General features: G+C 42.3%; 3 protein-coding genes and 3 pseudogenes. All 6 read right to left on the bottom strand.

Going from position 1 to position 15,241, the window contains the following annotated elements:
• Window positions 1–175: 175 nt before the first annotated feature.
• Window positions 176–1,644: pseudogene (locus tag NSQ57_RS12555) on the bottom strand (IS5 family transposase).
• Window positions 1,645–1,932: 288 nt separating this feature from the next.
• Window positions 1,933–2,319, bottom strand: a pseudogene (locus NSQ57_RS12550) (SDR family NAD(P)-dependent oxidoreductase); the annotation flags it as partial.
• Between the two features lie 127 nt (window positions 2,320–2,446).
• A pseudogene (locus NSQ57_RS12545) lies at window positions 2,447–3,210 on the bottom strand (IS5 family transposase).
• Window positions 3,211–3,328: 118 nt separating this feature from the next.
• Entirely contained in the window at window positions 3,329–4,081 is a 753-nt protein-coding gene (locus tag NSQ57_RS12540; RefSeq protein ID WP_029515254.1) for a carbohydrate-binding protein, read from the bottom strand.
• Between the two features lie 304 nt (window positions 4,082–4,385).
• Entirely contained in the window at window positions 4,386–5,108 is a 723-nt protein-coding gene (locus tag NSQ57_RS12535; RefSeq protein WP_025721395.1) for a thioesterase domain-containing protein, read from the bottom strand.
• 23 nt (window positions 5,109–5,131) lie between these two features.
• A complete protein-coding gene (locus NSQ57_RS12530) occupies window positions 5,132–15,241 on the bottom strand; it encodes an amino acid adenylation domain-containing protein (protein ID WP_342424889.1) in 10,110 nt (3,369 codons plus the stop codon).

Below are 15,241 nucleotides of genomic sequence, written 5' to 3'. Positions count from 1 at the left end.
TGACTAGCTTAAACCATGCTATTAATAGTAAACAAAGTAACGAATTTCACCGATAATGTTACTTTGTTTACGGGATATCTTAACTCTGTAAACAACGTATTCAGCGTAGTGGTGCCTTTACAATGAGAGGCATCGGATAACCTTGCTAGGTAGGGCTTGCTGAACGGGTCACATTTTACAGTGGAACGAGCAAGCGGACCGCGAGTCTCAACCACAGCCATTGCAAAATAGACAAAAAGAGAACCCGAAGTCTCTTTTCGAGGTTCATCACCAGCAGTTGCAGCCCGATCACGGTCTCGCTCGTCGTCTGAAGGTGTGCTCGAATACGGCCAAACCCATAACTGCGCTTGCCTTCGCCGAACTTGCCTTCCACCGCATTGCGTGCGGCTGCATCCGTCTTGGCGATTTTCTTTTTCTCCTGCTGATCGGCTGACGGACGACCCAACTGCGGTCCGCTTAAGCGAATTCCCTCTTTGCAGAAGCGCAAGTTGTCGCGGGTTCGATAGATCTGGTCGGCCAGCACCGCTTTGGGATAATAACCAAATCTGGCGCGGTAACGCTCTACGGCGTCCTGCAATGTCTGCCCTTCGTTGTAGCTATCCCACGACAGATGCTCGCGGAAAGCGTAGCCGTTCACCACGCTAATCGCCAGCTTCTCTCCGAACTCGACGTTTGCCCTGGCTTTGCCGCGCACGATCGGTCTGACATGTGGCTGTGCGATACTGACAATCCGATCCGATATGCTGTGTGTCCGCTTGTCATACATCGTTTGCTGCTGACGATAAAGCTCTTGAATGGCTAGCAGTTCCTTGTACAAACGCCGCGGCAGGCCGCTCGTCATATCGGCGAGTTCGGCGATCATGCGCAGATCACGGGAAACGAACCTGAGCTGCTTGCCGATCGCTTTTCGCATCGCGCGCGGCTTCACGCGCCGCTGCTTGGCAACCGCCAGATAGGCTTTGCGGGCACGCTCTCGGTATGTTCTGGGCTTGCGGGTCTTTCCACGTTCCGGTTCGTGCAGGATGTCGATGATCTTCTCCAGCTTTTCTCTGGCCTGATTCAGTAACGACAAATCCGTCGGGTAGGCGATATCCGCCGGCGCGCAGGTAGCGTCCAGCAGCAGTTCGCCCTCGTTCGTCAGTTCCATCTGCTGTGGCTGCGTTTCTGAAGGCTTACCGGACGCTGCGTCAGTTCCGCTGCCAGGTTCATCGTCGTCCGATGAATCATCCGACACTTGCGCGCTTCTTCCAGAGCGATCCATTCATTCACTTCATCCAGAATTTCGCCACCCAATCGCTTGCGGAAATGCGTCATGAGAGAATGATGAAACGGACGGCGGTACCGATATTCCGGCAGACCGAGGAAGTACTGCAGATACGGGTTCTCCAGAATCTGACGAAGTGTCTCCCGATCATCGGTGCCAAGCCGCTCCTGGATGATGAGTGCGCCGAGCGCGATACGGATCGAAACGGCTTTTTGGCCCTTGAGGCTTTTCTTGAAGTTTTTCGCATACTTCTCTTCGAGCATCCACCACGGAATCATCTGGGCCAGCAGCACCCAGCGGTTATCTTCTGCGAGCTTTCCGCCGAACGGCAGAAAAAAGTCGACGGGCAGGTTCATCTGGTTCTCGGTTCGCTGATACAATCCTGACGCCTCCAAGTGCACGGTTTTTCACGGGGCTGCCCCGTTTTCCTTCGACATAAGAGGCCCTAAACCCTTGTGCCTGTTGGAGTTTTGATTCGTTCAGCAAGCCCTAGGTAAACCGTGTCCTATGGGCATCGGCGCACGTGTTTAGACTCCGATGCCGCGAGGCTCATTGTCAAGGCGAATACGTTGTTTACATGTCTTCGATGTACACGCCCTTGATAATCAAGGATTTTCTAAAAGCGAGTTGAGATAATTAACGAAAATATACGCTAAGTATTAAACGGATTAATGACCCTTTGGCGGCTCAAACATCATATTGTTTAACTGGTTCACAAAAATACCTTCGTTCGGGCCCGGGTTGTTTCGAAATACTTTCGCTTCTTCCACTAGAACCTCGTCCGCATCCGTACCAAGTACCTTCATCGTTTCATCAATGAATGATGCTAGTAGCATAGAGCTCGGATCGTTATTGAAATACGTTTGAACCCCTGGCGGCGCAATTTCCAGGATTTTCACCGATGTGTCTTTAAGCATGTACCGTTGGGATAGCGTATAGGAATGGAGCGCTGCTTTCGTCGCACTATAAACAGCAGCACCCGCCAGTGGCACGAATCCAAGTGACGAAGTCGTGTTGATAATAACCGCTTCTTCTTTGGACTTCAAATGCTCGAGTATCTACATAACTTTTCACAAATAGTATATTGTACATATTTTTTAGAGAGAATGCCTGTTTTAGAACCTTCTCTTTGTTCTTATTCAAAAATTTAATTGTACAATTCTCTAGGGCCTGTACGCAAACCTATTTGAGCCATAAACGAATTGAAAGCAGCGTCAAAAAAGCCATGAACATGTTCGCTGTTTTTTCATAGCGAGTGGCCAAGCGTCGATAGTTTTTTACTTTGTTGAAAAAGCATTCAATTAAGTGTCGCTCTTTATACGTTTCAGAATCTAACGGGCGCTTTACCCGCCGATTGCGTTTGCTTGGGATAACCGGAGTGATCGCTCGGCTTTGCAAAAGCTCCAGAATGGCATTGGTATCGTAGGCGCGATCAGCCAACACTTCGCCCGGGCAGAAGTCCAGTTCATGAAGAAGGCGATAGCCGGTGACAGAATCGTGGTCTTGTCCTGGCGTCAATTCGAAACGCAGCGGATAGCCGAGCGCATCCACCATCGCATGAATTTTGGTAGTTAATCCTCCGCGCGAACGTCCGATTGCTTGCCGGTCCTGCCCCCTTTTGCGCCCGCTCCATGTTGATGGACGCGGACGATGGTGGCATCGACCATGACCTGCTCCCAATCCGGCTCGATGGCGACATGCTTCAGTATTTCACCCCAAATATTCGCTTTTTGTAGCCGCCAGAAAAAGCTGTAGGCTGAAAACCAAGGGCCATAGTAACTCGGTAAATCCCGCCATGGCGCGCCCGTTCGAGCAACCCAAAGCACGGCATTGAGCATCTGGCGCCGATCCTTGGGCGGACGTCCTCCCTGTTTTTTTCGGGCTGGGGGCAACAGGGGGTCAACTATATTCCATTCTTCATCCGTTAACTCGTATCTTCGTCTCATGTGCCTTATTTTACTAGATTTCTACGAGTTGTACAGTTTGCGTACAGGCCCTAAAAAAATCGGGCTGAAAAAACGCATTTTTCAGCCCGATTTTGCTTATCTTTTTTTAAAATCCACCTTAGTTCTTACCGCCATAGCCCTTATAAGTAGAGTAAACTGCATCTGCATATTGATTGGCCAGAATAGGACGGCCATAAGAATCTGTAGCTCCCGGATACCAGTAATCTCCTCCGTTATAGTGTAATAAGCCGTTATATATATTGCCGAATTTAATAATCTTTTCATTTAAAATCAGGGCGCCCAAGTATACCTGATCTTGTTCACTGCCGTGATTATAAGCAGGGACAAATTTTGAACTGAATTGAGATAAATAAGCATTACGTGTGTTTGGTTCTACCTGCATTAATCCGTCGCCGGCTGATGGACTGCCTGGTAAGCCTGCTCCAAAGCTGCTTTCCTTTTTGATCACAGCACTCAGCAATAAAGCAAAATCTCCGCCTTTACCGAATTTATCGCCCGCATTCATTGTGTATGTCCATATGTGGCTTGGAACTTCGGAAGGCTTTGTTACTGAAGGACCTGTTGGTGGCGTTGTTGGCGGTGTTGTAGGTGGCGTAGTTCCGCTGCCGCCTTTCTCCCATAAAGCAGGAACAATAGGTGGTTCCCAACCTACGAGGGAAGTATGTGCCTGACGACAGGTATAAGTACTTCCACTATATGTTACTGTATCATTTACTGCATAGGCAGTATTTGGTGCCCATGCTCCCCTAGCGGCTGCGCTCACCGGCAAGACTGCGCAAAAGGTGGATAAGAATACTGCTAAAACTACCAAAAGTGATGTGGCTTTAAAAGAAAACTTTTTGCTAGTCATTTTCAAACCTCCTTGTATTTTTCTTCTGATATTTTCCTGTGTTGCTCATTTTCAACATTTATCAGCACTATTTCCCCCCTTTGTTTTCACAAATACTTCAAGTTCATTCCATAATTAAAGCGCTTAAACAAATGATTACAATTCTGGTAATACAGAAACATGGAAATAATTCCAATAGGACGTAGGTTCTACTTTCTTGAAATTTTTGATTAGACTGGAAAGAGGCTAAGTCTACAGGTCATTAAAGTCAACCTAAAAACTTAGCCTCTTGATTTCATATTAAATTTTAAATAAACTTCAGTCTTCACATACCATTGTCTGCAAAGTCGATGAGACTACTATTTATTATTGCTGCTACATCCTTTTTGTAATCGTGTATAAAAAAATGATCCCCGTCAAACATATGAATTTTACAACTTTTGGACGTATAATCATGCCATTTTGCAACGTCAAAAATAGTGGCTCCCTTTTCTCTTTTTCCCCACAATACACTTATATCGCAGTCAAGCTTAGCGTTTTTTTCAATGTGCCTGTATGTGTCAGTAATTCTAAAATCCGCTCTGAGTATCGGTAAAAACAACTCCATTAATTCATTGCTTTTCAGAACCTCTTTGGGCGTGCCTCCCAGCTTAAATACCTCATCCACAAACTCCTTATCCGGCAAATCATAGAGTACCTTCTTCTTACTTACAAAACCCGGAGGATATCTGCCGGAAATAAACATATGGACAGGATATGGATGTCCGAGCTCCTTTATTCTATAGGCAAGTTCATATACAAGTACACTGCCCATACTGTGGCCAAACAACGCATAAGGTTGTTCTTCAAGGTTGCTTATGATAATACGGTGTATATCTTCAAGCGCTTCCTCAACACTTCCGTAAAACGGTTCACCAATCCTGCTGCCTCTTCCCGCAAGCTCAATCGGGAAAAGCTCAATCCTATCATGCAAGTATTGTTCCCAATATTTATATACTGCTGCAGAACCTCCTGCATACGGCAGACAAAACAATTTAATCTTATCCATTATATCTACCCCTTATATCTGAACTATTGGTTGATCTCTTCCAATATTTCTTTAATAATAGCCGCATTTTTATCTATATATCCTGTACTTAACATATCAAAATGACTGCCAAATCCGTTATATACTTTGAACTCTCCCGTTGTTGCCTCTCTCCATCCTTCACATAAATCAGCTTCACCTTCATTGTCTTGCTGCTGTGATATAATAAGATGGATATTGGAGTTTATCTGTCCCGAGTTTATAACACTTCTAGTGTATTTATGATAATTTCTCATTCTTTCAATGGCCTTTTCAATAACTGCCTGGTTATCTCCAAACATGCCTTTTATAAGTTTCTCATTTTCTTCTATAAATTCTTTATCCTGTTGCTCAGCAAGTTTCTTAGCATCTTCGCTTTCTTCCTCAATAAGGACAAATGATTTAGCCGAATCCAGAAAGATTATATCGGATACATGATGTCCAGTTTCAATTAATACTTTAGCAACTTCAAATGCCAGATTACCTCCTGCCGAGTAACCAAATAGAATATATGGGCCCTCGGGTTTGACAGAAGTAATTGCCTTCACATACTCCTCCATCCTGCTCTCATTTTCTATAAAGTCAAAGGAATATATGGAATAAGCATTCATTTGTTTTGATAAACTACCATAAGCTATTCCATTTCCTCCTCCTGGAGGGAATGCAAACATAAGACTCTCCATTGCTGAATTAAAATGAATTGCCGGACTTGGTGTAATATAATCATTGGCGTACGTATTGTGTATAAAACGGGCAATTTCCTTTATGGTTGGGGCCATATAAAAGTCTTTTAGTGGTACCTCAACATTTAACTGTTCATAAATTCTGCTTATAAGGGATATTGCCTTCAGTGAGTATCCTCCCAGTTCAAAGAAGTTATCATTCACACCAATTTTTTGTACTCCAAGGGCATCATGCCACAGCAGTGCAAGCTTCTCCTCAACTTCACCGCAAGGCTCTACATACTCTACTGATGTAGCTAAAGTACCGTCATTTTGGGGTAAATTATTCCGATCTATTTTGCCATTGGCTGTCAAAGGCAGCTTTTCCAGCTGAACAAAGTATTGTGGTATCATGTAATCGGGAAGTTCTTTTAAGAGAAGCGCCCTTAAATCTGATATTGTAGATTCACTTTCCCCTGCTATATAAGCACACAAATACTTGTTGCCCTCCTGGTCTGTCTTTGCAATTACCGCAGCTTCTTTTATTGAAGGATGCTTTAATAGCTGCACTTCTATTTCCCCAAGCTCTATCCTAAAGCCCCTAATCTTTACCTGATGGTCTACTCTGCCTATAAATTCGATGTTTCCGTCAGGAAGCCACCTTCCAAGATCACCGGTACGATACATTCTTTCTCCAGAGCTGAAAGGATTAGCTACAAATTTTTCCGTAGTCAATTCAAGTTTGTTCAAATAGCCTTTTGCCAGCCCATCTCCAGATATATATATTTCACCAGTTGTATTAACCGGTAAGATATTCATGTCTTCATTAAGTATATATATCTTATAATTCTGCAATGGCATACCTATAGGTATACTTGTTAGATTTCTCACCTTCTCACGGCTTAAATGGTAATAAGTTGAATCTACGCAGCATTCTGTTGGACCATAAACGTTTGTTATAGTAGGGTTATTATCTTTAAACCGATCATAGAAACCTTGTATACCTTTACATGAAAGTTCTTCCCCTCCGATAATAAACTGCATAACTGAAAGACTTTCGCCAGGCCTGGCAGTATTTGTTAAAAGCTTTATATGTGCTGGTGTTCCGTCTGAAACAGCAATTGAATTCCTGTTATAGTACTTTAGAAGGCCCTCACCATCTAGCCTTGTATCCTCAGGAACTATAAACAGCGTATGGCCAAGGAGAGAAGCCGCAAATATTTGTTTTACAGATGCGTCAAAAAAGTAAGGGGACACAAGGGCAACATTTAAATAATTATCATAATTTTCATAGACAAGCTTTCTTAGTCCATAAACCAAGTTAACTACACTTCGATGCTCTATCATTGAACCCTTCGGAACTCCAGTAGATCCCGATGTATAAATGATATAAGCTAAGTCCTCTGGTTTATTTATTTTATCAAGGTTTTCAGCACTTCCAATGTATATTTCAGGGGAATCAAGCAGTAATATATTACCGTAAAACTCTGCTTTATCCGCTAAATGTGATTGCGTCAACAGCATAGTTGCATTACTATCTTCCAGTAATTTTTTTATTCTTAGTTCAGGAAGTTTGGTTGAAATTGGTAAATAGACACCTCCTGCTTTTAAAATTCCCAGTATTCCAACCTGCATATCTACGGATCTTTCTACCATTATTCCAACTATGCTGTTTTGCTTTACACCATTACTTCTTAGTGCTCTGGCAAGCTGATTTGCCTTTTCATTGAGCTGCCTGTAGGTTAATTGCTTGTCCTCAAACACTACAGCTACATTATCAGGTGTCCTTTCCACTTGGTCTTGGAACAGCTCATGTAGAGTCTTATCCCTAGGGTATTCTGCCTTTGTATCATTAAAACTATTTAGTATTTGCTGTTTTTCATCCTGAGATAGTATATTTATTTCGGACAGCATCTTTTCGGGGTAAGCTGTGATCTCTTCCAGTACATTGATGAAATGGACCCCAAGTTTTTCTATTGTCTCTTTCTTAAACAGACGAGTAGCATACTTTAACCCAAATACAATATTATTCTGGGTCTCTTGGGCGTTTAGGGTCAAATCAAATTTGGACGCCCTGAACTCATTATCATAGGGCATGAACCTTAGCCCATTCATCTTAAATTCTGATGCCTCTTTATTTTGCAAGACAAACATAGTATCAAACAGCGGATTTCTGCTCAAATCCCGCTTAATGCTAAGCTTCTCCACAAGTTCCTCAAATGGGTAATCCTGGTTTTCATAAGCCCTTAGAGCGTTTTCTTTTACTACCATCAAAAACTCGCTGAAATTCTTTTTACCTTGAGGGTAATTCCTCATAGCTAGGGTATTGACAAACATGCCTATGATGTCCTGCAAATCTGTATGTGGCCTTCCTGCTATAGGGCTTCCAATTACGACATCTTCCTGTCCGGTGTATTTGAAAAGAAGCACATTGTATGAAGCTAGAAGCACCATATACAGTGTTGCTCCATGATCCACGGCAAGCTTGTTCAGTTTATGTGCAAGTTCCCGGCCTGTTTCAAAACTGACCATATCGCCTTCAAAACTCTGTATAGCCGGCCTTGGGTAGTCTACCGGCATATCAAGTACTGGTATTTCTCCCCTAAATGCCTGGAGCCAGTATTCTTCTTGTTTACTGATTGTGCCGTCAGCAAACAATTTATTCTGCCATACGGAATAGTCCTTGTACTGAATCTGAAGTGCTGGAAGATTCATTCCTTCATACAAGCTTATGAATTCTCTTACCAGTATTTCATCCGACACCCCGTCAGATATGATATGGTGTTTATCAAGCATCATGACATGCCTGTCTTCTCTAATTTTTACGAGCCCTGCTCTTAGTAAAGGAGCCTTGCCAAGGTCAAATGGCCTTATGAATTCATTTGCTGCTTCTGAGGCTTTTTCTTCGCCGGTTTCCATGTACATGATACTAAATTCCACCTCATCATGGACCTTCTGCACCGGTTCACCATCTACCATATGGAAGGAGGTCCGGAAAGCCTCATGCCTTTTTACCAGCTGATCTAAGGCTTTCTCAAAACGTTCTATATCAATACTGCCTTCTAACAACATAAACTCTGGCATATTGTATGCCACCCTTGCTCCTTCAAGCTGATTTAATATATACAGCCTTCTTTGGGAAGACGACATAGGATAGTATTCCATTTCTCCAGTGGGCTGGATAGATTGATAAATACTCTCTTGGGCTTCCTGGATGTACTTGGTAATTTCTGCAATTGTCGGCAGCTTGAATATCTCCTTAAGAGATATATTTACATTGAACTCTTTGTGAATTTTGGCTGCAAAGTTTATTGCTTTTAATGAGTGCCCCCCAAGCACAAAGAAATTATCATTTCTCCCTATTTTCTCAACCCCCAGGATATCCTGCCACAATTGTACAAGCTTCTCTTCCACTTCACCTGAAGGTGCTTCATACTCTACTCCAGTATTTAAATGAGCAGCAGGGTGGGGCATGTTCTTCCGGTCTATCTTACCATTGGCTGTCAAAGGCATTTCATCCAGCTGCATGAAGTATGCCGGGATCATATACTCGGGCAATTCTTTTGAAAGGCATTCCCTTAGTTCAGTTATTGTCAGTTCATTTTCCCCAACGAAATATGCACACAGATCCTTGTTCTTCTGTTGGTCTTCCTTTACAATAACCACAGCTTCTTTTATTGAAGCATGTCTTAATAGCTGACCCTCTATTTCTCCAAGTTCTATTCTAAATCCCCTTATCTTTACCTGGTGGTCCATCCTGCCTAAAAATTCTATATTCCCGTCAGGCAGCCATCTTGCCAAGTCCCCAGTACGATACATTCTTTCTCCCTTTATAAACGGGTTAGATACAAATCTTTCTGCAGTAAGCCCCGTCTTGTTTAAATAGCCTTTGGCAAGACCATCCCCAGATATATATAATTCCCCAGCGATACCTATAGGATTTACTTCTAATTTCTTACCAAGTATGAATGCTCTGGTGTTTGGCAAAGGACGGCCTATGGGGATATTATCCAATCTACTAAGCCCCACCGCAGTAATCAAATATTCCGTAGAATCCACACAGCATTCGGTAGGACCATAAACATTTGTGATGCAAGGTTGCACATCCTCAAATCTGCTTAGGAAGTCTTTTACTGCATCAAATGGAAGAACATCTCCGCCTATAATAAAATGTCTCACTTTTAGGTTATTATCTATAGGAGGAGAATTTAACATCATATTTACGTGTATGGGCGTTCCATCCGAAATATCAATCCTATTTTCACTATAGAAGTCCAGCAGCTTTTTACCGTCTTTCCTTGCTTCCTCCGGTACAATGTACAATGCATGCCCCATTAGCAGTGCTGCGAAAATCTGCTGCACCGAAGCATCAAAAACATAAGGGGCAATGAGGCAAACATTCAACGGTGATTCATATTTGCTATATATTCTCTGGAACAGACCCTCTACCAGGTTTAATACACTCTTATTATCAATGCAAACACCTTTAGGGTTTCCCGTTGAGCCAGAGGTATAGATGATGTACGCTGTATCACCAGGCTTATTTATACATTTTATATTCACATCGTTTATAAAATTATAATCATAATCAGATAAATCAATAATCTCACCATCGAAATCATCACGATCCATAAGATGATTTTGGGTGAGTAAAATTTTGGCCTTGCTGTCCTCCATCATATACCTTTTTCTTTCCAATGGATAATTAGGATCTACAGGAAGGTACGCCCCCCCAGCCTTGATTACTGACATTATACCTATAACCATTTCAGGCGAGCGGTCCACCATTATGCCTACAATATCATCAGGCTTTACTCCCTTTTCTCTTAATGCCCTGGCCAATTGGTTTGCCTTTTGATTCAGTTCTCGGTAGGTTAATTGTTTACCTTCAAAAACCACTGCAATATGATCAGGAGTCTTTTTCACTTGCTCCTCAAACATTTGGTGTATGGTTTTATCCAGGGGATATTCGAGAGCAGTATCGTTAAAGCTGTATAATACTTGCTGTTTTTCTTCCTGTGATAACATTTCGATTTCATAAAGCCTTTTTTCGGGGTATGCTGCAATTTCTTCCAGCAAATTGATGTAATGAGCCCCAAGTCTTTCAACAGTTTCTTTCTTAAACAGTCTTGTACAGTATTCGAGTTCAAAGGCTATACCATCCTCAGTCTCAAATGCATTTAAGGTGATGTCAAATTTTGATATTCTGCCTTCTATCCCTTTGTTGTACGGCTTGAAGCTTAGATCAGACGTTATGAGCTCTGCTTTTCCAACATTGTATATGGCAAACATGGTATCAAAGAGGGGATTCCTGCTCATATCCCTCCTTATGTCCAGCTTATCCACTAATTCTTCAAACTGATAGTCCTGATTGTCGTATGCTTTCAAAGCATTTTCTTTAACTTCTTTCAAGAATTCAATAAAAGTCTTTTCTCCTTGCGGGTGATTTCTCATGGCCAGAGTGTTTACAAACATACCTATGATGTCTTGAAGGTCAGCATGAGGCCTTCCAGCTATAGGACTTCCCACAATAATATCTTCCTGTCCAGTGTATCTAGATAACAGCACATTGTATGCAGCAAGAAGCGTCATATATAATGTAGCTCCATTGTCTGATCCAAGCTTGTTAAGTCTAACCGCAAGCTCGCTATCAGCTTCAAAGCTGATGTAGTCTCCTTCAAAGCTTTGTACTGCGGGTCTTGGGTAGTCGGTGGATAAATCCAGCACAGGGATCTCTCCCTGAAAGGTCTGGAGCCAGAATTCCTCCTGCTTACTTATGGCAGCTCCTGCAAACAATTCCCTCTGCCAAACTGAGTAGTCCTTGTACTGTATACGCAGTGGAGGAAGTATTTTCCCTTCATATAAGCTTATAAACTCTCTTACCAGTATGTCGTTGGACACTCCATCCGATATGATATGATGCATGTCAAACACCATAATATGTCTGGCTTCTCCAATCTTTACAAGTCCAACTCTTAATAGTGGAGCCTTTCCAAGGTCAAAGGGCCTTATGAATTTCTCCACTATTTCGGGAACCTTCTCTTCACTGGTTTCCAGGTACATGATACTTAGGTCCGCCTTGTCATGGACTTTCTGAGACAGCTCTTCCTCGATCATATGGAAGGAGGTTCGAAAGCTCTCATGCCTTTCTATCAGACTATGAAAAGCCTGCTCAAAACGTGCTTTATCAACAGTACCTTCCAGCAATATTATGCCAGGTATATTGTAGGCGATTCCAGCTCCTTCAAGCTGGTTTAATATATATAGTCTTTTCTGGGCGGATGACATGGGATAATATTCCATATCCCCAGCACCTTGAATGGACTGATATAGGCTCTCCTTTGAGTCTTCAATGTAGCTGGCAATTTCTAAGATGGTTGGTGTCTTGAATATTTCCTTAAGAGGTATGTCTACATTGAACTCTTTGTGAATTCTTGCTACAAGGCTTGTTGCCTTTAACGAGTGTCCTCCGAGCATAAAGAAGTTATCATTTCTTCCTACCTTCTCTATTCCAAGGATGTCCTGCCACAGCAGCGCAAGCCTTTCCTCCACTTCACCTGAAGGCGCTGCATACTCTGTTCCTGTATTTATTCTTCCATCAGGCAGCGGCAGCGCCTTTCTGTCCAATTTTCCATTTATGGTTAACGGTACTTTTGCTATCCTCATAAAATAGGATGGAATCATATAATCGGGCAGCTCTTTAGATATAAGCTCCCTTATTTCGGTCACTGTCACTTCTCGGTCAGACACTATATAAGCGCAAAGATACCTGCCTACACTTGAATCCTCCCGGTCAATGACCACCGCCTCATTTATATCAGCATGCTTCAAAAGGGCTGCTTCTATTTCCTCAAGCTCGATTCTATACCCTCTTATTTTAACCTGGTGGTCTTTTCTGCCGGCAAATGCAATATTCCCGTCAGGAAGCCACTTTGCAAGATCTCCTGTTTTATACATCAGTTCTCCAGGCATAAATGGGTTCGGTACAAACTTTTCCCTGGTAAGTTCCGGTTTTTTCAAGTATCCTCTCGCCAATCCTGCCCCGGAAACACAGAGTTCACCCTCAACACCTATGGGCTTAAGATTATTGTTTTCATCAACTATAAACACCCGGGTATTGGTAATAGGTTTACCAATAGGTACCGACTTATCGGCCGTCTCACAATCATCTGCTTTCCATACCGTTGCACATACGGTTGTCTCAGTAGGTCCATAAGCATTTATATATGAAATCCTGTTGCTCCATTTCTTTAAAAGTTCGGGAGTGGAAGCCGAACCTGCTGCAATTACCTTCTTTAAGGAAGTTACTTTTTCCGGGTCCAGATTTGCCAGATACGGAGGTGGTAAAGTAGCAATAGTTATCTCATTTTCATTTAGGTATTCTTCAAATCTTCGATAGTCATTGATAATATCGCTTGAAGATATATATAGTGTTGCTCCTGCCAATAGTCCCATAAATATTTCCCAAACTGCAGCGTCGAATGAAATTGATGCAAATTGAATAATCCTATCGCTTTCACTTACATTTAAGCGGGTCTTGAAAAACGCCTCCAGATTTGCTACCCCTTTATGTTCTACCATAACCCCTTTAGGTTTTCCTGTAGACCCAGATGTATAAATGATATATGCCAAATTTTGCGGTGAACATACCACTTCCAGGTTCATAGGGTTTCCGGCATAAAGGCTTTCATCTTCTATGTCTATATACTTCCCGTAAAACTCCACTTTCTCCAGGAATTGCTTTTGGGAAATCAGCCCCCCTATCTCGCTGTCCTCGAGTAAATATTCGATTCTTGCCTTAGGGTAGTCAGGATCTATAGGCATATATGCCCCTCCGGCTTTAAGTATGCCAAATATACCTATGACCATCTCCAGTGAGCGTTCTACCATAATACCCACTATGCTGTCTGGTTTAACTCCCTTATCCCTCAACACTCTTGCAAGCTGATTTGACTTCTCATTGAGTTCCCTATAGGTTAGCTGCTTACCCTCAAACACCACTGCCGCATTGTCAGGTGTCTTCACCGCTTGTTCCTCAAATAGTTGGTGAATGGTCTTTTCCCTGTGGTATTCCTCCGTTGTATTATTGAAGCAGTGTACTATTTCTTTCTTTTCCACTTCGGTGAGTATATCAATATTCCTAATATGCATATCGGGACTATCGGTTACAATTTCTATTACCGACTGAAAATGTCCCTTGATTTTTTCTATGAAATTACCATCATATACCAGTGAGTTGTAACTGAATTTAATAGATAATTCCTTACCGCCATCAACGAGTATCCCAAAATCATAATTCGTCTGCTCGAATATTTCCATTCCAACTACATTTAAAATGCCATTACTGGATGAAGCATTAACCGCTTCATCCATAGGGTAATTTTCAAAAGCCATAACATGATGTATCAAGGCATCTTTCAAGCATGTTTTTGACTGCACATCCGCCAGAGGATAGAAACTGTACCGGTCAGATTCAAGCACCGATTGCTGCATCTCTTTGATCAGTTCGGTAAAAGTTTTATCCTCATCACAACTCACCCTTACTGCAACGGTATTTATAAATAAACCCACCATGCTCTCAATTCCCTGTATTTCATGAGGCCTTCCCGATACCACCTCACCAAACACCACATCATCGGTATTGTTATACCGCTGTAATAATATCCCCCATATGGTCTTTATAATGGTACTCATGGTTGTATTGTTTTTGGCTGCAAACTTCTCAAGATCGCTAGTTATTTGTTCAGATATTTTAAACTCCGTTTCTTCAATCCTGAAATCATCACTTGCAGACCTGCCGTTTTGGGGAAGGACTGTCTGATGCTCGTAACCTTTAAGATAGGTTTCCCAGTAATCTGCGGCCTCGTTCTGATTTCTGCCTTCCAACCATTTGATATAGCGGCTGTAAGGATATACCTTTCCTGACTCCGGCTCCCGGCTATTCATCAGGGCTTCATAGTTTTCCATAAATTCTCTAAATATATTTGCGAGACTCCACCCATCAATAATGATGTGATGAAAGCTCCATACCATGTTATAAGATTGGTAGCCTGTTTTAATTACACTTAATCTTGTTAAAATATCCCTTGATAAGTCAAAGCCCTTTTTTCTGTCTTTAACCCTGTATTCTTCTATATACCTATCCCTTAGTTCTTCGGCAAGGGAGGTAATATCCTCATAGCTGACAGACAGCTTTCTTTCCTTCATGACTACTTGTAAGGGCTTGGCTACATTTTCATACAAAAAAATTGTTCTCAAAGCGTCATACTTTTCAATAATGATATTAACGCTCTTTTCAACACAATCAATGTCCAGGATGCCTTTTATAGAAAGTGATATCTGCTCAAAGTAGGCGTCTGAATTTTTATCCATCATATAGTGGTACAATATCCCTTGCTGCATAGGAGTGAGCCGGTACATATCTTTTATGTTTTGTTTCTTCAAATCACTCAT

This window comes from Paenibacillus sp. FSL L8-0502 (assembly GCF_038593055.1).
Lineage (GTDB): Bacteria > Bacillota > Bacilli > Paenibacillales > Paenibacillaceae > Paenibacillus > Paenibacillus polymyxa_D.
The sequence above is the reverse complement of the archived record's forward strand: the minus strand, read 5'-3'. Positions and strand labels throughout refer to the sequence as shown.

What these genes read in the sequence shown, in the direction of transcription:
- NSQ57_RS12535 (WP_025721395.1), bottom strand. Translation starts at nt 5,108, where the DNA reads ATGGATAAGATTAAATTGTTTTGTCTGCCGTATGCAGGAGGTTCTGCA.
- NSQ57_RS12540 (WP_029515254.1), bottom strand. Translation starts at nt 4,081, where the DNA reads ATGACTAGCAAAAAGTTTTCTTTTAAAGCCACATCACTTTTGGTAGTT.
- NSQ57_RS12530 (WP_342424889.1), bottom strand. Translation starts at nt 15,241, where the DNA reads ATGAGTGATTTGAAGAAACAAAACATAAAAGATATGTACCGGCTCACT.